Annotated in this window: 20 protein-coding genes; 13 read left to right on the forward strand and 7 right to left on the reverse strand. The window is 49.1% G+C overall.

Going from position 1 to position 22,654, the window contains the following annotated elements; all coding sequences use genetic code 11:
• Nucleotide 1 precedes the first annotated feature (1 nt).
• From ACR9Y8_RS25985 to ACR9Y8_RS26005, 5 genes are read left to right on the forward strand one after another with little or no spacing between them, the layout of a single operon-like run.
• A complete protein-coding gene (locus tag ACR9Y8_RS25985; RefSeq protein ID WP_481216175.1) occupies nt 2-1,690 on the forward strand; it encodes a cyclic peptide export ABC transporter in 1,689 nt (562 codons plus the stop codon).
• Nucleotides 1,680-2,447, forward strand: a complete 768-nt coding sequence (locus tag ACR9Y8_RS25990) for a thioesterase II family protein (RefSeq protein WP_481216176.1) — start codon at nt 1,680-1,682, stop codon at nt 2,445-2,447. Before ACR9Y8_RS25985 ends, ACR9Y8_RS25990 begins: the two co-directional genes overlap by 11 nt.
• Entirely contained in the window at nt 2,441-3,127 is a 687-nt protein-coding gene (locus tag ACR9Y8_RS25995; protein WP_481216177.1) for an ABC transporter ATP-binding protein, read from the forward strand. Before ACR9Y8_RS25990 ends, ACR9Y8_RS25995 begins: the two co-directional genes overlap by 7 nt.
• Nucleotides 3,120-4,367 carry an ABC transporter permease gene (locus tag ACR9Y8_RS26000; RefSeq protein ID WP_481216178.1) on the forward strand — a complete coding sequence of 416 codons (1,248 nt, stop codon included), beginning with the start codon at nt 3,120-3,122 and terminating at the stop codon, nt 4,365-4,367. The genes ACR9Y8_RS25995 and ACR9Y8_RS26000 overlap by 8 nt, the downstream gene beginning before the upstream one ends.
• 22 nt (nt 4,368-4,389) lie before the next feature.
• Complete coding sequence (locus tag ACR9Y8_RS26005; RefSeq protein ID WP_481216179.1) at nt 4,390-5,541, forward strand: efflux RND transporter periplasmic adaptor subunit; 1,152 nt, start codon at nt 4,390-4,392, stop codon at nt 5,539-5,541.
• Between the two features lie 2 nt (nt 5,542-5,543).
• On the opposite strand, the gene ACR9Y8_RS26010 is transcribed toward ACR9Y8_RS26005, so the two are convergent.
• Complete coding sequence (locus ACR9Y8_RS26010) at nt 5,544-6,491, reverse strand: arginase (RefSeq protein ID WP_481216180.1); 948 nt, start codon at nt 6,489-6,491, stop codon at nt 5,544-5,546.
• A gap of 239 nt (nt 6,492-6,730) precedes the next feature.
• Between ACR9Y8_RS26010 and ACR9Y8_RS26015 the strand changes: the two genes are divergently transcribed.
• From ACR9Y8_RS26015 to ACR9Y8_RS26040, 6 genes are all read left to right on the forward strand, one after another.
• On the forward strand, nt 6,731-7,870 hold the full coding sequence (locus ACR9Y8_RS26015) for an acyl-CoA dehydrogenase (protein WP_481216181.1): 1,140 nt from the start codon (nt 6,731-6,733) through the stop codon (nt 7,868-7,870).
• Between the two features lie 90 nt (nt 7,871-7,960).
• Entirely contained in the window at nt 7,961-8,641 is a 681-nt protein-coding gene (locus ACR9Y8_RS26020; RefSeq protein WP_481216182.1) for a YggS family pyridoxal phosphate-dependent enzyme, read from the forward strand.
• 249 nt (nt 8,642-8,890) lie between these two features.
• Nucleotides 8,891-10,141 carry a TlpA disulfide reductase family protein gene (locus ACR9Y8_RS26025; protein ID WP_481216183.1) on the forward strand — a complete coding sequence of 417 codons (1,251 nt, stop codon included), beginning with the start codon at nt 8,891-8,893 and terminating at the stop codon, nt 10,139-10,141.
• 15 nt (nt 10,142-10,156) lie between these two features.
• The gene (locus ACR9Y8_RS26030; RefSeq protein WP_481216184.1) at nt 10,157-11,434 is read left to right on the forward strand and encodes a serine hydrolase domain-containing protein; all 1,278 of its coding nucleotides are present in this window, start codon (nt 10,157-10,159) and stop codon (nt 11,432-11,434) included.
• A gap of 175 nt (nt 11,435-11,609) precedes the next feature.
• Nucleotides 11,610-11,921: a YtxH domain-containing protein gene (locus ACR9Y8_RS26035; protein WP_481216185.1), complete on the forward strand. Its 312-nt coding sequence runs from the start codon at nt 11,610-11,612 to the stop codon at nt 11,919-11,921.
• Between the two features lie 137 nt (nt 11,922-12,058).
• Nucleotides 12,059-12,595, forward strand: a complete 537-nt coding sequence (locus ACR9Y8_RS26040; protein WP_481216186.1) for a hypothetical protein — start codon at nt 12,059-12,061, stop codon at nt 12,593-12,595.
• 60 nt (nt 12,596-12,655) lie between these two features.
• Here the strand turns inward: ACR9Y8_RS26040 and ACR9Y8_RS26045 are convergent, their stop codons facing one another.
• The gene (locus ACR9Y8_RS26045; RefSeq protein ID WP_481216187.1) at nt 12,656-13,282 is read right to left on the reverse strand and encodes a hypothetical protein; all 627 of its coding nucleotides are present in this window, start codon (nt 13,280-13,282) and stop codon (nt 12,656-12,658) included.
• Between the two features lie 10 nt (nt 13,283-13,292).
• The gene (locus ACR9Y8_RS26050) at nt 13,293-14,036 is read right to left on the reverse strand and encodes an SRPBCC family protein (RefSeq protein ID WP_481216188.1); all 744 of its coding nucleotides are present in this window, start codon (nt 14,034-14,036) and stop codon (nt 13,293-13,295) included.
• 234 nt (nt 14,037-14,270) lie between these two features.
• On the opposite strand from ACR9Y8_RS26050, the gene ACR9Y8_RS26055 reads away from it, so the two are divergent.
• On the forward strand, nt 14,271-15,122 hold the full coding sequence (locus ACR9Y8_RS26055; RefSeq protein WP_481216189.1) for a 3-keto-disaccharide hydrolase: 852 nt from the start codon (nt 14,271-14,273) through the stop codon (nt 15,120-15,122).
• A gap of 135 nt (nt 15,123-15,257) precedes the next feature.
• On the opposite strand, the gene ACR9Y8_RS26060 is transcribed toward ACR9Y8_RS26055, so the two are convergent.
• The 3 genes from ACR9Y8_RS26060 to ACR9Y8_RS26070 all read right to left on the reverse strand — a co-directional run bounded on the left by ACR9Y8_RS26060 (nt 15,258) and on the right by ACR9Y8_RS26070 (nt 18,577).
• Nucleotides 15,258-17,012, reverse strand: coding sequence for a DUF885 domain-containing protein (locus ACR9Y8_RS26060; protein ID WP_481216190.1), 1,755 nt, complete (start codon nt 17,010-17,012; stop codon nt 15,258-15,260).
• Between the two features lie 86 nt (nt 17,013-17,098).
• Nucleotides 17,099-17,554 (reverse strand): MauE/DoxX family redox-associated membrane protein, encoded by a 456-nt coding sequence (locus ACR9Y8_RS26065; RefSeq protein WP_481216191.1) that lies wholly within the window; start codon nt 17,552-17,554, stop codon nt 17,099-17,101.
• Nucleotides 17,555-17,611: 57 nt separating this feature from the next.
• On the reverse strand, nt 17,612-18,577 hold the full coding sequence (locus ACR9Y8_RS26070; protein ID WP_481216192.1) for a FecR family protein: 966 nt from the start codon (nt 18,575-18,577) through the stop codon (nt 17,612-17,614).
• Nucleotides 18,578-18,840: 263 nt separating this feature from the next.
• Between ACR9Y8_RS26070 and ACR9Y8_RS26075 the strand changes: the two genes are divergently transcribed.
• On the forward strand, nt 18,841-21,525 hold the full coding sequence (locus ACR9Y8_RS26075; RefSeq protein ID WP_481216193.1) for an outer membrane beta-barrel protein: 2,685 nt from the start codon (nt 18,841-18,843) through the stop codon (nt 21,523-21,525).
• Here ACR9Y8_RS26075 and ACR9Y8_RS26080 read toward each other — a convergent pair whose 3' ends face one another.
• Complete coding sequence (locus ACR9Y8_RS26080) at nt 21,526-22,650, reverse strand: FecR family protein (protein WP_481216194.1); 1,125 nt, start codon at nt 22,648-22,650, stop codon at nt 21,526-21,528.
• Nucleotides 22,651-22,654: the final 4 nt, after the last annotated feature.

Below are 22,654 nucleotides of genomic sequence, written 5' to 3' on the forward strand. Positions count from 1 at the left end.
AATGCATATTTTGAAAGTATTGCAGAAACAATCCAGGCTATTCCTCCCGTATATCCTGCTGCTGGGCGTGATCAACAGCATTGTATACTCCGGGCTGCTGGCATTTATGAACTATGCCGTAAAGGGCGCTTCCATTCCCTTTATTAAGGGGAATGACTATATCCTGTACATCGGGCTGGTAGCCGCTTCTCTCTTGTGTACAAAGATCTTCCAGACCTACATGGTGAAGCTCACGCACAACCTGCTGCTCCATTATGAATTGTCTATCCTGCAGCAGGTGCGGCATGCCACTTTTCAGGCCTTTGAAAAGCTGGGAGCAGAAAGGATCTATACGGCCATCGGCGATGTACGCATACTGGCGTATATACCGGAGGTACTGGTAGCGGTGGTGACTTCTTCCGTGATCATCCTTTGCGCGCTGGGCTATTTATGTTGGGTGTCGCCCCTGGGTGGTGTAGCGGTGCTGGTCCTGATGGCGGTTTTGTTATCCGTGTATATGATCCGGAATGCACGCATAGAAAAGGACCTTAACAAGGTGCGCGATATGCAGCAGGACTACCACACTTACCTGCGTGACCTGGTATATGGCTTTAAGGAGATCAGGATGAGCAGCACCCGGAATGAAAACATCTATCATCGATACATCCGGGAGAACCGTCTGCAAGGCAAAGAACTGGGCAGCCGCAGTGCAGTGAGATACCTGGATAACGAGCTGATAGGCACCTACAGCTGGTACTTCGCCCTGGGAGTCGTCATCTTTGCCTTGCCGCAGGTATTGCATTTGTCTGCGCTGCAAACCGTGCCCTTTGTGGTAGTGATCCTTTACCTCATGGGGCCCCTGGCTTCCCTGGTGAAGGTCATTCCTTATTACACCAATGTAAAGATCGCGCTGGAACGCATCGACGCCGTTAAAGCGGCCATAGATGAAGTGGTGGAAGAACCGGCATCCGCTGCAGCACTGCCTGGAACTACCTTTGAAAGTATCGACTTTATAGATGTTACCTTCGGTTACTTTGATGCTAAAGAGCAGCTGGTATTTAAAACAGGGCCCTTTAACCTGCGTATCACGAAAGGAGAGACCATCTTTATCACCGGCGGCAATGGCAGCGGCAAGAGTACTTTTATTAACCTGCTCACCGGCTTATACAGGCCCCTGGAAGGCGCTATCTGCTTTAACGGTCATACCATCACCGCAGAAAACTATACGGCTTACAGCGACCGTATCTCTGCCATCTTCACCCATGCTTACCTGTTCAATGAAAATTATGATGGTTTTGACCTGAGCAGCAATAATGCGAGGCTGGTGGCATTAATTGAAAAGATGCGTCTGCAGGCGGTGATAAGGCTGGGTGGCGGCAGAAACTTCATTGATACAGGCTTGTCAAAAGGACAACAGAAACGTCTGGCCCTGATCTATGCAATGATGGAAGACCGCGAGGTGCTGGTGCTGGACGAGTGGGCAGCAGAGCAGGACCCTGCTTTCAGGGCCTATTTTTATAAGCACCTGATCCCCGAGATGCAGCAAAAAGGTAAGACCATTATTGCGGTGACCCATGACGATGCTTACTTCAATCATGCCGGCCGGATGCTGCGCTTTGATTATGGAAAGATAGTGGAAGACAGACACCTCTTCCACGAAGACAATACAACTTTTTCACTTGACCTTATAGCAAACGTTTATGAACAATAAGATCAACATTTTCTGTTTGCCCTTTGCGGGTGGAAGCCGGTATTCCTATAACGGATACCGCCAGTATGCACAGCACATCAATATCGTTCCACTGGAATTGCCCGGCAGGGGTAGCCGTTTCCAGGAACCGCTGCTGGACAATGTACATGATATGGTGGAAGATCTGTTTGCGCAGATCAAGGAACGTCTTTCCCATCCTTACGCCATCTATGGGCATAGCATGGGCGCGCTTTTAGGTTTCCTGCTGACCAGGCGTATTGTGGAAGAAGGCCTGCGTGAGCCCAGGCACCTGTTCTTTACCGGCCGTGCTGCACCTTGTGTGAAAAAGGTACGGGAAGCTATCCATACGCAGCCCCGGGAAGCGTTCTTTGCATCCCTTAAAGAACTGGGCGGCTGTCCTGAAGAACTGCTGCAGGATGAGGCACTGATGGATTGCTTTGAGCCTATAATCCGTGCAGACTTTCAGGCACTGGCCCATTACCAGTATGAGCCCGGAGAAGCTTTTAATATACCGATCACTGTAATGACGGGTGTGGAGGAAGATATCAGCCGGGAGGAAGCGCTGGCATGGCAACAGGAAACAACGGCAATGGTAGCGGTGAAGGCCTTTGTGGGAGACCACTTCTTTATTTACGGGCATGAAAGGGCTATTGTCAATATCATGACCGGCGTGATGCTGCAACAGCAGCAGAAAGCGCTTCGCAGGCCGGCTGCTGAAACATTATTAATGGAACCTGAAAATGAACGGCTATGGTAGTGCTGGAAAATATCCGCAAATCCTATAAGACCACCAACGGCGAGCTGCCGATCTTAAAAGGAATTGACCTTGAAATAGCGGAGGGCGAATTTGTGGCCATCATGGGGCAGTCCGGCTCCGGTAAATCCACTTTGCTGAACATCCTGGGCATCCTGGATGACTATGACAGCGGCAAGTATTACCTGGGTGGAACGCTGATCAAAAATATCTCGCAGACACAGGCAGCGTGGTATCGTAACCGTTATATCGGCTTTGTATTCCAGTCATTCCACCTGCTGCCCTTCAAGAACGCCATGGAGAATGTGGCTTTGCCGCTTTATTATCAGAAGATAGGCAGAAAGCAGCGGAACGAAATGGCACTGGAGCTCCTGGAAAGGGTAGGGCTCAGGCACCGGGCAGATCACCTGCCCTCGGCCTTGTCCGGCGGCCAGCGCCAGCGGGTAGCCATAGCCAGGTCACTGGCAGCCAATCCCAGGATCATTCTGGCGGATGAACCTACCGGCGCACTCGACTCCGAAACTTCCGACGACATCATGGAAGTGTTCAGGGAGCTGCATGCGCAGGGGATGACGGTCATCCTCGTAACGCATGAACCAGATGTGGCAGCCGTTGCTGATCGTACCATCCGTATGAAGGATGGGCTCATTACTTCCCATTTAAATGAGTTATATCATGTTTGACCTCGATAACTGGCAGGAAATATACGGTTCCATTAAGAAGCATAAGCTCAGGACCCTGCTCACCGCCTTTGGCGTTTTCTGGGGCATCCTGATGCTGGTGCTCTTGCTGGGTGCAGGCAAAGGCCTGGAGAATGGCGTGTTGCAGATGTTCAGCAATTCGGCCCGGAACACCATCTATGTGTGGCCTGAAATTACCGGCAGGCCATTTAAAGGCCTGGCCTCCGGCCGCAGTATCATTTTCGATAACAACGATGAAGCCGCGATCAGGTCCAAGGTGCAGGAGATAGGCTACCTGGTGCCTAACCTGAACGTAGGCGAAAAGGTGAATGTGGCTTATGCAAATAAAAGCATTGCCTTTACGTTGAAAGGTACCCATCCCGATCTGCTGCACATCAAGAATATGCATTTCACCGGTGGCCGCTTCATTAACAAGCTGGACCTGGACAAGCAGCGAAAGGTAGTGGTGATAGGCAGCCGCCTGAAGGAAATCCTATTCAATAATACAGACCCGGTTGGAAAGTACATTAATATCAAGGGGATCTTCTTCCGCGTGGTGGGTTCATTTTCAACAGACGAAAGCGCCACGCAGAAAGAAGATGCAGAAACCCTTTTTATGCCGGTGTCTACGCTGCAGGGAAGCTTTGGTTATGAAAACCATCTCTCGCTGTTTACGCTGGTGCCCAAAGCAGGGATACCCGCGGGAACGGTAGAAACAAAGGTAAAAGAACTATTGGTGGCTCGTCATACCATCCACCCGGATGACCAGGAGGCGATCGGTTCCTTTAATGCAGAAAAAGAGTTCAATAAGTTCACCAGCTTATTCATGGGCATTAACCTGTTCATCTGGATAGTGGGAGCAGGCACTATTATCGCCGGTGTGATCGGCGTGGGCAACATCATGCTGATCATCGTAAAAGAACGTACGCGCGAGATCGGTATCAGGAAGGCACTTGGCGCTACGCCCGTTTCTATCATCAGCCTGATCATCATGGAATCGCTGGTAATCACCAGTGTGGCCGGCTATGCGGGGCTGCTGGCAGGAATGGGGATCGTAGAAAGCGTGAGCCATATACTGGACAAAGAAAATATCAAGAGCGAATTTTTTAAAGATCCTCATATAGACATGCAGGTGGCTTTAACAGCCGTGCTCATACTGGTGGTAACCGGTGTGCTGGCAGGACTGATGCCTGCCAGGAAAGCTGCTGCCATCAACCCTATTGAAGCATTGAGGGCAGAATAATTAACAAATAAAAACATTGTATATGACACGTAAAAAGAGCCCCTTGCTGTATACAACGGCAAGTGTAGCGCTGGTGATACTCCAGCTTGAAAAGGAGTTAAAGATGAACCGCAATAAGTGGTCGGGCGCTGTGAGCATATGTTTGATCCTGTTATTGGTCACCTGTGGCTGTGCAGACCGCGCAGCAAAAAGTAAAATGGTTTACCAGACAGATACCGCATTTGTATCCACCGTTGTTAAGAAAACAGTGGCCGCAGGCGCTATTGTTCCCCGTAAGCAGGTAGCCGTGAAAGCCCAGGTGTCCGGCATCATCGAAAAAGTATACGTTACCGCCGGGCAGGTGGTGACTGCCGGGCAATTGCTGGCCCGGATCAGGCTCACACCTAATGCCGTAAGCCTGAACGAAGCAGAAAGCGCCCTGCAGAAAGCGAAGCTGAGCCTGAATGATGCGAAGCATGAAAAGGAAAGATATGAGCAGCTGTTTGCGGAAAAGGTAGTTGCAGAAAAAGAGTACAACCAGTACCTGCTGGCCTTTAAAAAGGCGGAGGCCGACCTGGCGGCGGCTGTCAACAATGTGCAGCTCATTAAAGTAGGCGCATCCGCTTCGGGTATTGCTGCCAATGAAGTACGTTCTACCGTTAACGGTGTGCTGCTGGAAGTGCCTGCCAAGGAAGGGAATTTTGTGATAGAACGCAATACCTTCAACGAAGGCACCACTATCGCCAGCATTGCAGACATGAAAGATGTGATCTTTGAAGGAAAGGTAGAGGAAGCCGATGTGAACAACCTGCAGCCGGGCATGGACCTTACCATCACATTGCGGGCCACCGAAGAGAAATCTTACCGCGCCAGGCTGGAGTTTGTATCGCCCAATGGGGTGAAAGAGGACGGCGTTACGAAATTTGAAATAAAGGCAGCCATCCTGCTGGATAAAACAGATGTGCTCAGGGCCGGCTACAGCGCCAATGCGGAGATCGTGCTGGACAAGCGTGACAATGTGCTTTGTATTCGCGAGAACGTACTGCAGTTTGATCAGCAGGGCGCTTACGTAGAAGTGGAAACAAAGCCGCAATCCTTTGAAAAGCGCTATGTGCAGCTGGGATTATCAGATGAGATCAATACCCAGGTGCTGGCGGGATTAAAGCCGAAGGAGCGCCTGAAAATGGTGTTTTAGCTTTAGTTAAGCAGCAGCAGGTTCACACTGCGTTGAAGGATATTGAACGCTATTTCGGCCATGAGGTTTTCGCGGTCCAGGGTAGGGTTCACCTCCGTGATCTCGAAACAGCAGATCTTACGGTGCTGCATAAATTTAGCGATCAGGTCCTCCGCCTCTCTTTCGCGGAGGCCATTGCTTACCGGTGTGCCGGTGCCCCGGGAAATGGAGGCATCCAGGCTATCAACGTCAAAAGATACATAGATATATTCGCAGTCGCTCAGGTACCTGAATACGGAGCGGGATATATTTTCCGGTCCCTTACGGCGTACCTCTCCTGTGGTGATCACCTTCATACCATACTTTTTGATCAGGTGGTCTTCTTCCTTCTCATAATCCCGGAGGGAGATAAAAACAATGTCTTCCGGCAGCACCTTAGGGGATATTTTACCGATATTCTTCAACGCATTCCAGGCTTTCGCCGTGTTCTCATCCAGGTCATGCGCTTTGTATTCCAGGTTGTCTTCGGCAATAGCCGTAGCCAGGGGCATGCCATGCATATTGCCCGACGGGGTGGTATAGGGCGTATGGAGGTCTGCATGCGCATCTATCCAGATTACGCCCAGTTTAGCCTTGGGGTGCGCCATTTTGAGCCCCGCTATAGTAGCTCCCGCCGTACTGTGATCACCGGATAGTATCACCGGGAACCAGTTGGATTTTACCGTATCATATACGCTTTTGCTGATACGCTCATACAGGCTGGTGATGCCCTTGATACGTTTGGCAAAGGGAGATTCTATGGGTTCAAATAACAGCTTGTTCTCCGTTTCAATCACTTCTGAAGGGAAGTGTACAAAAAAGTTGCTCATGAAGTCCAGCGCCGCGATCTTGATAGCATCAATTCCCAGGCTTGCACCGCGGGTACCGGCTCCTATTTCCGACTTAACCTCTATAAGTTTAATGTTCTTCATAACGCCAAACTACAGGATTTTTAATTGATCACCGGGAGCATAGCTTTGTTGGGCTTTACAGCAAGCCCCCTGAAAAACTGAACCAATTCCAATAAGGATTCATTCTTATAAGAATTTCTTCAATGTTTATCAAAGAATGATGGATAACATTGAATTCTATGAGACTGATTTTTTTACATCCGCATTAATGTTTAATATGCGCCTATGGGGGGCCTTATCCCTTGTTAAAACACGTTATTATGAATTTTCAGCTGACCGAAGAACATTTAATGATACAGAAAGCGGCCCGTGACTTTGCAGTGAATGAGTTGTTGCCCGGTGTGATAGAACGCGACGAGCACCAGAAATTTCCCGTGGAGCAGATCAGGAAGCTGGGAGAGCTGGGTTTTCTGGGGATGATGGTTGATCCTAAATATGGTGGCGCCGGCCTGGATACTATTTCGTATGTACTGGCCATGGAAGAGATCTCCAAGATAGATGCCTCCACTTCCGTATGTATGAGTGTGAATAATTCGCTGGTATGCTGGGGACTGGAAGCATACGCTTCTGAAGAACAAAAGCAGCGGTACCTGGTGCCTCTGGCCCAGGGACAGGTGATAGGCGCTTTCCTGCTCAGCGAGCCTGAAGCCGGTTCAGATGCTACCTCCCAGCGCACCACCGCGGAAGATAGAGGAGATTACTACCTGCTTAACGGCACAAAGAACTGGATCACCAATGGCAACTCTGCCAGCACCTACCTGGTGATTGCCCAAACCCATCCTGAAAAGGGCAGCAAAGGCATCAACGCTTTTATCGTTGAGAAAGGCTGGGCCGGTGTGAGCATCGGCGCCAAGGAGAATAAGCTGGGCATCCGCGGCAGCGATACCCATAGCATCATGTTCCAGGATGTAAAAGTGCCTAAAGAGAACCGGATTGGGGAAGATGGCTTCGGCTTTAAGTTCGCTATGAAAACACTGGCCGGCGGCCGTATCGGTATCGCTTCACAGGCGCTTGGTATTGCCAGCGGCGCTTATGAGCTGGCCCTTAAATACTCCAGGGAAAGAAAAGCATTTGGTAAAGAGATCAGTCAGCACCAGGCCATCCAGTTCAAACTGGCCGATATGGCTACCCAGATAGAAGCAGCCCGCCTGCTCTGCCTCAAAGCCGCCTGGGAAAAGGATCACCACCTTGACTATACGCTCAGCGGCTCCATGGCCAAGGTATTTGCCTCCGAAACTGCCATGTGGGTGACCACAGAAGCGGTGCAGGTGCACGGCGGTTATGGCTACGTAAAAGAGTACCACGTAGAACGCCTGATGCGGGATGCGAAGATCACCCAGATCTATGAGGGTACTTCGGAGGTGCAGCGGATTGTGATCAGCAGGACGATATTAAGTTAGCTGCTGGCTGTTAGCTTTTAGCCCTTAGCCTTTACGTTTGTTCAGTAGCTAATTGCTAAAAGCTGGCAGCTAACTGCTATCTTTGCCCCCATGTCCATCAACTTACCCGCTTATCAAACGATACAGCAAGCGCTGCTTCCTTACGGGGCCCGGCTGGTTGCCGTTTCTAAAATCAAGCCCGTAGCAGACATTCAGGAGCTTTATAATGCCGGTCAGCGCATCTTCGGCGAAAACTATGTACAGGAGCTGGTGCAAAAGCAGCCCGAATTACCCCAGGACATTGAATGGCATTTCATCGGCCATCTTCAAAGCAACAAAGTAAAATACATTGCCCCCTTCATTACAATGATCCATGCAGTAGACAGCCTCCGCCTGCTGCTGGAGATCAATAAACAAGCCGCCAAACACCAGCGTATTATCCAATGCCTTTTGCAGGTTCATATTGCTGAAGAGGAAACCAAGTTTGGTCTTGATGAGGCCGAACTGGAAAGCCTGATGCAGGAGTGGCAGCAGCAGTCGGGAACCAGCCATGTGCGTATTGCCGGTCTGATGGGGATGGCGACGAATACAGATAATGAGGCGCAGATACAAAAGGAATTCAAACATTTGCAGGCGCTTTTTAAGCAGACCAAGTCACGTTATTTCGCTGGCCAGGATTACTTCCGGGAGCTGTCCATGGGAATGAGCGGAGATTATCAGCTGGCGCTTCAGTGTGGGAGTACTCTGGTGAGGATCGGTAGTTTGCTCTTTGGCGCCAGGATCAAGCCTTAAACAAGGAATCAACTTTATTTACAGCAACTACTCCCATCTACCACTTTCAGGGAAGCCGGGTACCGCCCCATCACCTCCCCTCCCTCTCCACGCCCTCCCAACGCCCCATACCTATCGTCACAGCTAGGCGCAGCCCGTTTTTAATGCCTGTCGGCACCAATGGGAGCCGGTCATCATACAGTTCGCGGGGTTTCACAATTATGGCCTATATTTGTCTACTAAATTGGTGGTATAATACCTGTAGAAATCATGAGAAAACTCGGACAGACTATTGGGATCCTGGCGATTACCCTGCTCTTTACGCTTCAATCTATTGGACAACAGCAATTTACAGATAATCCAAATATCTGGCAGACCCGCCTGCACCGGCAGGATGGGGCGGATATCGTCTTCAATATTGAGGTGGACAATTCAGACAAAATGGTAATGTACATCCTTAACGCGGGTGACCGTTTGCTGGTGGATGACATCAAGATGGAAGGCGATTCTGTGTTTATTAAGATGCCCTTCTTTGACTCGGAGTTTAAAGGCGTTCATTTGCCTTCCGGCGAGGTGAAGGGTGTTTGGATCCGCCACCTGGCGGACAGGGATGTGAGTATTCCTTTTACGTCTATTCCTGGCGTGAAAGAGCGGTTTACCCAGCATTTGCCCGCCAAGGGAAATGTGAGCGGCCGCTGGGCTACTTACTTTACAGCCCCGGATGGTACTGACAGCTCTTTTGCCGTAGGAGAGTTTAAACAGGACGGAAATCATGTAACGGGTACTTTCCTGACGCCTACGGGAGATTATCGCTTCCTGGAGGGTATTCTTGATGGGGATACGCTGAAGCTGTCCACTTTTGATGGTTCGCATGCCTATTACTTTACTGCCCGGCTAACGGCGGAAAATACACTTGATCAGGGTGTTTTTTATGCCGGTATCGGTAATGGTAAAGAGATCTGGACTGCCCGTAAAGATGCGAAGGCTGCATTGCCGGATGAGACGAAGCTGGCAACGATAAAGCCCGGACAGGCTAAACTAAATTTCAGCTTCCCGGATCTTAACGGTAAGCAGGTGAGCATTCATGATGAGCGCTTTAAGAATAAGGTAGTGGTGATTACCCTGATGGGTTCCTGGTGCCCTAACTGTATGGATGAAACAGGATTTTTGAGTAATTGGTATAAGCAAAATAAACAGCGTGGGATAGAGGTGATCGGACTGGCTTATGAACGTACTACGGACTTTGAAAAGTCAAAAAAGGCCCTTTCCGGTTTTCTCAAACGTTTTGATGTAGACTATCCCGTATTGATCACGGGCGTTACGCCTGCGGATCCGAAGAAGGCGGAGAAAAGCCTCCCACAGCTCACTGCTATTAAGGGATTTCCTACTACTATCTTCATTGATAAAAAAGGCCTCGTGAGGGAAGTGCATACCGGTTTTTCCGGCCCTGGTACCGGCGAGCACTATGAGCATTTCAAGCAGGAGTACAATCAGCTCATAGATAAATTGTTGAAGGAGTAGTATTATCTTGTTCAAATGAACAAGCTACTACTCCTTACGGGCATCTCTTGTTGCCTGGTATATACTGCATTCGCGCAAACGCATCCCCGGCAATTTGCAGTAGCGGCGTCTCCGCAGGCGGCGGGCTTTTCTGCAGAGCGCCTGAAGAAGGTAGACAGCTTTCTGCAGGCGGCTGTTGATAAGGGCCTGGCGCCTAATGCTGTTACCTTTGTAGCGCATAAAGGGCAGGTGGTGCATTATAAAGCTTTCGGGTATAGCAACATTGAAAGCCATACGCCTTTAAAAAAGGATGATATCTTTCGTTGGGCTTCGCAGACAAAGCTGATCACTACTATCGCTTTAATGATGTTGTACGAGGAAGGGCGTTTCTTCCTGGATGATCCCATCAGTAAATACATTCCTGCATTTAAAGATGCAAAAATGTTGGTGAGTTACGACCGGCATAAGGCTACTTATGAAACAAGGCCTGCGGCTACGCAGCCGACTATACGCCAGTTATTGTCGCATTCAACGGGCATTCCTTATGATCATCCTTTGGATAGTTTACTGTTCGGCGGTCATGGCTTCTCCGTATTTCCTACAGGAGAAAACAGCAGCCTGGAAGCGCTGGTGAACAACATTGCGCGCCGTCCCCTGCTGCATGATCCGGGCGCCCAATTTACTTACGGCTTTAATACGGATATAGCGGGCCGCCTGGTGGAGATCCTCTCCGGCCAGCCCCTGGCAGATTTCTTACGGCAGCGTATTCTGCAGCCCCTGGGCATGCAGGATACCTGGTTTTACCTGCCGCCGGCAAAGCAGTCGCGGCTGGTTGAATTGTATGCTTTGCCAGCCCTTGATAGCCCCATCAGGGTTTCTTCCCATAACACAGACCGTCATTTCGCATTGAGCAATACCAGCAAGCTTTATATGGGTGGGTCCGGCCTTACCGGCCCTATAGCAGACTATGCAAAGATCTGCCAGCTCATACTCAATGAAGGAACATTTAACGGTGTTCGCCTGTTAAGCCGCAAAACAGTGCAGCTAATGACCCGCAACCAGATCGGCGACGCCTTTGTATGGGACCGTAACGACAAGTTTGGCCTCGGCCTCCAGGTTATTACGGCGGATACGCATTATGGTGATCCCGCGTCTCCCGGCTCACTTACCTGGGGAGGCGCATACTGTTCTGAGTACACGATCGATCCCAAAGAAGACCTGATCCTCCTGGTATATACCAACGCGATGCCCTATGCTTACTATGGCGAATTTGTACGGAAGTTCCGTATCCTCGTTTATCAGGCGCTGGATTAGGCAGTTAGCGTTTAGCTATTGGCCTTTAGCGGTATACTACTCCGGCGGGGCGCCTGCTAATAGCCAGCAGCCAGCAGCCAATAGCTGGATTAATTGGCCTCATTTTTGGAACCTCCAACACTACCACTTTGAACCAACTACGGTTACTATTTGTTAAACCTTAAAATTGTCAAATATGAGCACCACTAAATTCTTATCAGGAGTGCTGGCCGGCGTAGCGGCGGGAGTTGTAGTAGGTTTATTATGTGCGCCCGACAGCGGGGAGGAAACCAGGAGGAGGATCCGTTCCACTGCGGGCAATGTTCGCTACCGGCTCGGCCGCTTACTGGGCCGTGGCTCAGATAACCTGGCAGAACTGAAACATGTGTTTGAACATGAGGTGACCGGTATGAAAGATGATGTGAAGGAGCGCGTATTGAGACTGATCGAAGAAAGCCGGAACTCCTACGATAAATTCAAGAAAGAGGCTTTATCGCAAAATAGCTGATGGCAAGCAGCACTGTTAAATGATTCCTTTGTTATTCCGGGAGATCGAAGGTATCTCCTGGAATGAGCAGGGGAATTTCCTTTTTTAGCCCCTCCCTATGGTCCAATTTTGGTACACATACAGGAAATTGTAGTGTTATGCAAAACAACCGAACCAATACCGGCAATACCAACAACAGGGACAGGAACAGTGATGCTGCGGATAAGCGCCGGCAAGGGCAGGCTAAGCCTGCTGAACACGATGACCCGACCTCTGCACAGGATGATCCCGATCTTCCAAACCAGGATGCTTTAATACCCAGCCAGGCAGACCTGGAAGCTAAAGAAAGTGTGGAATATTTTACGCCTTCAGGGGAATTACCTGATCCTGAAACTGCAGGCGAATTGGAGCCCGATGAAGAGGACGCCACTCCTGAGATTATTATGGGCACAGAGGCAGATGTTACTGCAGATGACCTCGCCTATATAGGTAACCGCGATGAAGATATGGACGAGGGAGATGACGAATCCGTCCGCGCCCGCGATCTGCTGGTAAAGCAAACCGATGAAGAGTCTGATGAAGAGCCGCTCGAGGAGTTAGATGTGCCCGGTGCAGAAGACGATGACGCGGCGGAAGACACCGGTATGGAAGACGAAGAGAATAACGAATATAGCCTGGGCGGAGATAAAGACTAATGAATGAATGAAAGTGCAGATGTGCAAATGAATTTCATTGCACATCTGCACTTTCACTCATCACCTCACCAATCCCTTCACTAAACTTTTCCATTGAGGTTTTGACAATCCAAGTGATGCGCTGATCGCTACCAGCGTATTCCTTATTTTATCCCATAACCCCGGTGGGGTAGTGTTCGGCTTTTCATTTCGTCCGTATACACTGGCTTTGACACATCTGCCGCTAAGCTCTACCACAAAAGAGCTGGTGGCCGAAGGGTCATAAAAATGGGCTACTTTTCCGTGCCACTCCTGCGGGTTGACAGAAGGCCTTACGCGGATGGCCGCATAAGCCGTTTTCCCGGACGAGGTGGTTTTGTCTTCTATCTGTTCTATCGCTACCCAGTCGTATCCATCGCCCGTTTTGCTGCCTGGTCCGGGGAGGTTGATACGGATGTGATCGCCTTCTTGTGCCGGGTGATCTACTTCTCTTCCCAAATCGTCAGTAAGGGTAAAATTCGCAGACAATGGCCCGGCAAAGTCATGCCAGTGATTTATATCCAGCAGCCGCGCTTTGGCCAGTAGATAGCGTTCGCGACTTTCCTTTAAAGAGGGCAGCATAATAGAAAAAACAGTGTTGGTGGCGGCGCCTGTATGCTGCGGGGGGACCGTCTTTTTATCAGATGTCCCGATCATTTTGGTGTGCATCTTCAATGGTTTAACTTTCTTCTCTTTCGTTGTCTGCGATCAGCTCCCCGGATTCGAGGAAATCTTTCACGCGACGTATATCGTTTTCGATCATCCGTTCAAAAGCCAGGTTCAGCAACCAGGCCAGGCCGGTGCCTACATGTCCGGCAGGCGGGCGGTAGGTGATCATCACTTCTATAAACGTGCCTCCGTTGGCAGCGTCCTCGAAAGTAACACGGCCGGCAGTAGCGATCATCGAATTAGCCACAGAACGCCATCCAAGCAAACGTCCGGGTTCTTCTTTCATGATCTCTGCTTCCCATTCAATGGTGCCAATACCTCCGGGGCCACGCGCAATCCAACGGGAGTGGATCGCATCCTGCTCTTCCACCGCTACCAGGTGTTGCATAAAAAGTGGCAGGTTTCCCAGCTGGCGCCAGAAGGCATATACTTCTTCCCGGGGCCTGGAGATCAGTTGTCTGAGACGGATGTTGATGGCCCGTGTATGCCGGTTACGCCTTTCCTCGATGGCGGCTGATACAGGGCAGTTGCCGGACAGGCCTCTGTAAAGCATGTAACCACCTATTGCCAGCTTCAGCAGTCCGCGGATCGGGTGCCTGGACAGCTGTCCGAGCCCATTGCTCGCAAGCAGTGAGCCGGTTAAGATGGAAGCCACACGCCCCGGCCGGCTTACATTGAGAATGTTGCTGCTGTCATACAGGGGGCTTGCGCTAGGCCTGCCGTGTCCGTTCAATAATGCGTTAGGATGAGTCATAACTAGCTTGATTTTGAAGATTTTACAGCGAAAACCTTGCAGTTTTTGAAAAGCGCCGTGGAGCCTGCTTAATTGCATGATTTTCAATCGATCATGTCCTTTCCCCGCTGAAGCAGCTGTGGAATAAATAATACGGGACGTAGAAAACCGCCGCGCTCATCCCCTGATGCGATGGCTTTTATATACACCTTACCTATTGTCTTTGTATTTTACTGCTTCAATAATGTCACTATCATGAAAAAACTGCTCTACGGTTGCCTCTTGCTGCTATCCGTATCCGCCTGCGCGCAAAAGTCTGTAAAGACCGCCCAATCCGGCAAATGGATACAGCTCTTCAACGGCAAAGACCTGAAAGACTGGGACATCAAGATTGCCAGTCACGAACTAAATGACAATTTTGGCAATACCTTCCGCGTAGAAGATGGCTTACTGAAAGTACGCTATGATCAATACAGCAACTTTAACGAGCAATATGGGCATATCTTTTATAAGCATCCGTTCAGCGCTTACCTGCTGGTGGTGGAATACCGCTTTGTAGGTGAGCAGGTGCCCGGCGGACCAGGATGGGCGATCCGTAACAATGGCGCCATGCTGCATTCACAGTCGGCCGCCAGTATGCGTAAAGACCAGGATTTTCCTATCTCCCTGGAGATGCAGCTGCTGGGCGGCAACGGGAAAGATCCCCGTACCACTGCCAACCTTTGCACCCCTGGCACTAACGTGGTGATGAATGGTAAGCTGATCACGGATCACTGTATTTCCTCTACATCTAAAACATACGCCGGCGAGCAGTGGGTAAGGGCAGAGGCACTGGTTTTAGGTGATTCCATTATCAAACATATTGCCGGCGGCGATACCGTACTTACCTATACGAAGCCGCAGATAGGCGGCGGATCTGTATCTAATTTTGATCCCGCTGTTAAAAAGGATGGTCAGCTGTTAAAAGAAGGATATATCGCGCTGCAGGGTGAAAGCGCTCCCACAGACTTCCGTAAAGTAGCCCTTTTTGATCTCAGCCCATACATGAATGATCCCGTGAAGCTAAATAAGATACTGCAGGAGCTGCAGCATAGGAAAGAAAAATAAGTTTGAAGTTTGAGGTTTGAGGTTTGAAGTTGGTTAGAAGTTAGATATCGACGACAAGTATTATGCTTGGAGCACGCATTAAACTTTCAACATCTAACAAACCTCAAACCTCAAACTTCAAACCTGAAACTTAAATCAGTTCAACATCAGCTGCCTGATATACTTCACCGGCGTGCTGCCATAGCTCAGAAACTTCTCATTGAATTCTTTCAGGTTATACTTATCGCCCATCTTCTCCTTATACGCGTTCCTGAGATCAATGATCTCCTTATAGCCAGTATAGTAGCTTGTTAACTGCACACTGGTGACGCTCACCCGTTTCCATTTACCTTCTGCTTCTGCCTGTTGCTGGAAAGCCTCCTGGGTCAGCAGTTTGATGGCATCTTCCCTGCTCATATTATTCACATGCACACTGTAATCGAGGATGGTATTACAAACAGCACGCAGGTTCCATTTATACCACATCAGCCACATTTCCGGTTCGTTATTACCATAGCCGTTCTCCAGCATCATCTGTTCTGTATATACGGCCCATCCTTCTATCATCGCGCCGTTACCCAGGATTGACTTGATAAGGCTGGGTGACTGGTTAGCATACACCAGCTGTGTATAGTGCCCGGGAATCGCTTCGTGGATGTTCAGGATCTGCAGGATGTAGTGGTTATACTCGCGTAAATAGCTCTCCGCTTTTTCCGGCGACCATCCTTCCAGGCTGCCTACATTATAATAAGTGTTACCTTCTTTATCATAAGGCCCGGGTGCGCTTACAGATGCACCGGCCACTCCTGCCATGTATCCTGGTTCTTTACGCACTTTCAATGGTTTGGTAGGATCCAGGTACAGGAGATCTTTTTCCTTGATAAAGGCAGTAAGGGCAGGCAATTGCTTTTCAATGGACTGCTGAAATTCTGCCGGCTTAACGTGCTGGATGGAGAGGGTATCTATCATCCGTTTGATCAATACCAGCTGGTCTTCCGGCATAGGCGCATTGCCAAAGTATTTAGGCCACAGCTGTTTGCTGATGCGGGCCATTTCAGTATGGATCCAGTTCTTGCGGGCCACGGCAGAATCGTAGATCTGTGCGGCGGTATAGGCAGACTGTATATCGTACTTAAACTTGCTTTCATATAACGCTCCGCCCAATCTGAAACTGCGGGGATGTTCCACTTTCAGGGCCTTCAGCCAGGCGGCAAAGTCGCGGATAGCGCCGGCAGCTGTTTTGGCGCGTTCCAGCAGCGCTTTTTTCTCTGCTGCGCTCAAACTGCTTTTATTGAGGGAGTCTGCCAGGTCTTTTTCGAAGATGGACAATCCGCCCAGGTTTTGGTCCTGCGCCAGGCTGGTAAGTTCAGGTACGGGATCCCTGATCACTTTTTTGGCTGCTGCGTAATAGGCAGGTATGTTCGCCATCCTGGCGTGAAAGCTGCGCAGGCGGGTATCCAATGGGGCATAGGCTTCATTCAGCATAAAGGCGAATGTGCCGATGACATTATAGGTAGAAGGGGACCATTCATAGGATTTTGCCGTTTCAATGTCCCATTTCCGGCCGTCCAGCTGGTTACGGATCAGGTAATAGTCTGTCAGCAGGCTTACTCCCAGTTTGCTGGTATCATAACTTTTCAGGGAATCCTGCTGTTGTTGCAGGAAGGTCAGTTCTGCCTGCGTGGCAGCGCTGTCTGGCACGGTCAGTACGGTATCGTATTCGTGAAAGCCTACTGAGGTGGCCCACTCAGGATAAGTTTTCCATAAGGCTGCCAGGTAATGTGCTTCATACGCGCGGAATGCGGCGTTCTGGCTGGTGTCGGCGCCTGCCTGGCCGGTATGGGTACTGCTGCCGGTATTACAGGCTGCCAGCACTGCGGCACAGGCCAGCGTAAATAGGTGTTTTTGCATGATGAACAGGTAGATTTGTCCGGAAAGATACTATTTTGTCGATGACAAATAGTAAACAGGACCTGCCTGTATGTGGGGGCGGATCTTCAGGTTAAGCTGAACGTTGCGTCGTTGTTGTTAGTGTTTTTCGTATTGCGGCGTTTCTTTTCAAGTATGGTGCTAACGATGGATAGAATGGTAAAGGTGATATTAAATACCAGGTGCTGTTGCCAGGACATTTCCTGCAGGATCCCGCCGCAGCTGCAGGGAAGCTCCTTGCTGAAGCTTAAGAGGATGGCAATATACCCGGTGAACAGCAGCATTAGTGCAGAGGAGGCGTACAGGCCCCATAAACGCCAGGCAGGTATAAATAAGGCGATGGCTACGACAAATTCTGCGAGGGGCAGGGCCCAGGCAACAAAGGGGGCAATTGGTGCTAAAACGGGGGATTGGGCTATTTGTTCCTTAAAGACGGTATAGTCCATCAGTTTACTGATACCGGTATAGAGGAAGAGCACTACAAGGAAGAGCGCAACGATATTGGGAATGGTTCTTTTGAGCATATCCGAATATACCGAATTAGCCGCAAACGGGCCTTATCATTTCGGACCTTTTAATAGTCATTTGCGCCCTGGTGCAGTAATATGCAAGTCGCCCTTTTTATCAAAGTAATAATCCATGTCAGTGGTGTAGCTGAGATCTTCCAGTAGCAGTTCAACCGGCTTCTTGCGGTTAATCACACCAGAATAGCAAACACCCGCCAGTTCTTCGTTATCAATATGAATGTTGATATTATAAGTCCGTTCTGCCATCCGGCATACTTCTTTTAAGGGAGTGTTCTCAAAACGGCAGGTTCCTGATATCCATGTCAGTACCGTATCGGGCCTGTAAGCGCTTACCAATAGCTGGGGAATATTGGGTTCCAGTGCGGCTGTATAGCCAGGGCTCAGTTTTACTTTCTCTCCGTCATGGGTAGTGATCGCAATGGCGCCGGATACAAGGGCTGTTCTGAAGCTGTTGTTATAAGTATGTACATTAAAGCTGGTACCAAGTACTTCTACATCAGCGAGTTTGCAATGCACAATGAAAGGCCTTTGGGGATCAGCTTTAACGCTAAAGAAAGCCTCTCCATCTACATACACTTCGCGTATGCGGCTATTGTTGAAATTGGCCGGGTACCTGATCGTGGTAGCTGCATTGAGCTGCACGGCTGTGCCATCGTCCAGTTTTATAGTGCCAAAGGCGCCTCTTTGCATCACCACGGTTTTCAGGGGAACACTGCCATGAGCGCGCTGCTGAAAATAAAAATAACCGGCACCGGTTGCAAGCAACAACACGACGCCGGCTGCTATATACAGAGGGAAACGTTTCCTGCGTGGCTTTACCCAGTTTTCATTTTGGGAGGTTTCAGCTACCTCGGCAAATAGTTCCCTGGCTTCGGCATTTTCTTCCAGTATGCTTTTAATAAATGCATTCTCTTTGCGCGAGGTGATTCCAGCCTGTTGTTTTATCAATAGATGCACAAATGCTTCATGATCAAACCTTCCGGGGATATTGGGCTCCTTCCGGGACATCAAAGTTCTCATTTAAAGGTCAATGGTTTTGTTGGGATCCACTGTATTTACTAACGGTGAAAATAGGAAAAGGTACTACATTAAAGCTTATAATAATAACCTATTGGCCATAGAGATGGTCTATATTTCGAAATGATAAGATAACTAATTGTGCTGCAATAACATTGCAGCAGAAATTTATTATAATAACGCCCATTAAATTGGGTTTTACTTCTTAACTTAGGTAGCATTGCTCTCCGCCCCTCAGGAGGACAGAAACCATTAAAGGACCTTTTATGATGAGAAAAATCCTCCTCATCGTGATCATTGTTACCCTGTGCGCTTTCCAGGCACGACCCCAGACAAAGCCAACAGTCCGGGTGAAAGGCCGTATAACAGACAAGGATAGTCAGCAGCCACTGGCAGATGCAACGGTGGCTTTATTAAGCGCGAAAGATTCTTCAAGAATAGCCGGTGATTTTACAGATGCAAAAGGTGGTTTCTCGCTGAATGGTATACAGGCAGGCAGCTATAAGCTATACATCACCTTCCTGGGGTATCAGCCGGTATTGCAGCCGCTGGTGGTGACGCCTGCAGATACGCTGTTGGACCTGGGCGACATTCCCCTGCAAGGTACAGGCGTGAGCTTAAAGGCAGTTGAGATCCTGCAGGTAAGAACACCCATGGTCGTTAAAAGGGATACGCTGGAATTTAATGCCGGGTATTATAAAACCAGGGAAAATGCAGTGATGGAAGAGCTGCTGAAAAAATTGCCCGGTGTGCAGGTAGAGAAGGATGGTACGATAAAGGTAAATGGGCAGACGGTGAAGCGGATCCTGGTAAATGGAAAACCTTTTTTTGGGGACGATCCCAAAATGGCTACCAAAAACCTGCCGGCAGACATGATAGACAAGATACAGCTGATTGACAAAAAATCAGACCAGGCAGAATTTTCAGGAGTAGAGGATGGGAAAAGAGAGAAAGCAATAAATATCACGGTCCGCAAAGATAAAAAAGGTGCATTTATCGGCCAGCTAAGCGGTAGCTATGGAACCGATGGGCGATTTGCCGGGAAAGGGCACCTGAGCCGCTTCAACGAGGGAGACCAGCTATCCGTCCTGGTCAATGGGGATAATATGAACGGGTACCAGGATGGCCAGTCCCGGATAGCCGGCGGCTATGGCATCAGCAGGAACTGGACGGGTGGCGTGAATTATAGTAAGGATGTCAGTGAGCAATTGAAAGTAAGTGGAAGCTATACGGTCAGTGACGGCCGCACAGAGAACGAACGTAACATCGCCCGGCAAAACCTGCTTCCAGACACCACCTACTATTACAACCAGGACAATCGCTCAACAGACAATAACAGCTACCATAATTTCGATGTGCGGGCGGAGTACAAACCAGATACCATGCATAAGGTAAATGTAAGCGGAGGGTTTAATTATGGCCGCACGAAGAGCAGCATAGAAAACATTTATCAATCGCTTAATGGTCGCGGGGATACTGTAAATACCGGTAATTTGCAAAATAGCAATAAGGGCGAAATCCCTGTTTATTATCTCAATATTTTCCTGGGCAAGAAATTCAAAAAGCAGGGACGTGCGGCAAGTGTGAACCTTGGCTTTAATGCCAACAATACCAGGCAGGAGAACTACAACAACTCGCATAACCTGTTCTTTCAGTCCAATGGCGCCGTACTGGGCGATACGATCAACCAGCGAAGCAATATCGGCACGAACAATAATGTTTTACAGCTGTCTGCCACTTATACAGAGCCCCTTTTCAAGGACAGGTTCCTGGATCTGCTTTACCTCTACAGCAGCAACAATATGTCATCGGATAAGCTTACTTACGATTACAGCGCCGCCAGTAAAGTGTACGACCGGCTGAATGATAGTCTCAGTAACTCGTTCCGGAACAACTATTCCTATCAAATGGCCAGCCTGGGTATCCGTACGCGGAAAAGGAAGTATGAGTATAGCATCGGCGCTTATATAATGTTGGGTGATATTAGTAATAACGATATTAGCCAGAACAGCCGGATACACCGCTCATTGTTCAATTTTTTCCCGATGGCCAACATGAGCTATATATTCAATCACAATAAACGCCTGCAATTTTCTTATTCAGGCGCTCCGTTGCCGCCGGATCTCACACAGTTGCAGCCGGTTCCTGACAACAGTAATCCGCTCTATATAAAGTTAGGGAACCCGGATCTTAAGCCGGCGGCAGTTCATAATTTCAGCTTATGGTATAATGCGTTTAACACGGGATCCATGCACGGTTTCAGCACCAGCGCCAATCTTTCACTGTTGCCTGGTAAGATCATAAATGCCAACTGGTTCGATTCCCTGGGCAGACAGCTAAGCCAGCCTGTCAATGTAAACGGATCGTATAATTTTAATGTGAGTATGATAAATAGCTTGTCGCTGAAGAAGGAGGGATCTTCTGTCAAAACAAACACCGCATTCCAAACGGGCCGGGATATTAATCTTATTAACGGTGTAAGGGGAACGATACGAAGCTATAGCCTCTCACAGGAGGTGGGCTTGAATTACGTGCATAGAGACCTGTTGAACCTGACCGTGCTCGCGATGGTGAACTGGAATGGCGTAAGATATGCCACACAAAAAAACAATAACAGTAATTTTCTCAACTACTATTTATCAACAGACCTCAGTATAAAATTACCGGCCGGCTTTACTATTGGCGCCCTTGCAGATTATGTGCTGAACACCGGCCGTGAGGAAGGTTATAATCAAAATGCCGTGCTTCTGAATGCATTCATTTCAAAAAGCCTGTTCCAAAATAAGCAGTGCAGTATCAAGCTGCAGGGATTTGACCTGTTGAGCCAGAATTTAAGTATCACCAGGAATGTCGGAGAAAACTATATTGAAGATATACGGGCAAGGGTATTGAAGCGCTTTTTTCTGCTCAGCTTCTCGTACTACCTGAAGAAGAAAGGAGAGAACAAATAGCTACCTGATATGCAGGATGTTGTCTTTATCAAAATCATAATCAATTAAGGCCGTCGCTTTTAAACCATTTAGGGATGTCTGCAAGGGAAGATTTTTGTTCAATGAACCAGTGAAGCGCTTCTGAGCTACTGAGGGGTTATCTATCACCACCTCGACGCCAAACCAGCGGGGAATCACCTGGCAGATCTCTTCTAAAGGAGCATCTTCAAAACGATAGATCCCCTGCTGCCAGGCAAGCACATTGTCTTTCTCAAAAGTGCTGAGCTCCAGTCCTTTTTCAGGGGTATAGATGGTCTGTTCACCAGGCTTCAGCGTCTTGGCGCCCTGTGGTGTCTGCATTTTTACAGCTCCTTCCAGCAGCGATACCCTGATCCTATCCAGGTTATAGGTGTTAATATTGAAAGCAGTGCCCAGTATTTCTACCTGGCTGTTATGTGGTAAATGGACAATGAATGGTTTCTCGGGGTTAGGAGCCACCTTTAGATAAGCTTCTCCTGTTGCAATAGTCACCTCCCTGGTTGCACCTTCAAAATTGAAAGGAAATTCCAGTTTGGTAGCCGCGTTCAGCCAGACTTCCGTTCCATCAGATAATTGAATTTTATAGTCTTGGCCGGGCGGAACGCTCAGGGTGGCCGAACCCGCAGGAGCGCTGCCTGAGGAAGTGTAGCTTAATGTACGCTGTGTATTGTTTAAGGTGATGCTTCCCAGTGCTATTTGCTGCTTTTCATCCGATAATGTCAGCGTCTTGCTGTTGGAGAGCTGCAGCTCAACAAACTGTTGCTGATGAGAAGATGCCTGGCCGGGCTTATCAGACATGAAGTACGCATACCCGCATATTCCTAGCAGGAATACTATGGCGATGCTTCCAATACTGATCCCCCGACGCCTTTTTTTCCTGTTCTTACTATCAATCAGTATTTGTTCCGCGGTCAGGTTGTAGGCCAGCGCTTCCCTTGCTGCACGTACTTCTAAATTATCCAGTTCCTGGTGGAGCTGTGTATAAAGCACCCAAGCCTCCGAACTTTCAGCGATTACCTGCCGCAAATGAGCGGCATCTGGTTCACTGATCGTACCGGCAATCTCTTCGATCACCAATTGGCGGATGTAGTCCTCGTCAAGGTGCATACTA

The sequence above is a fragment of the Chitinophaga sp. SVR4-12A genome (assembly GCF_056754765.1).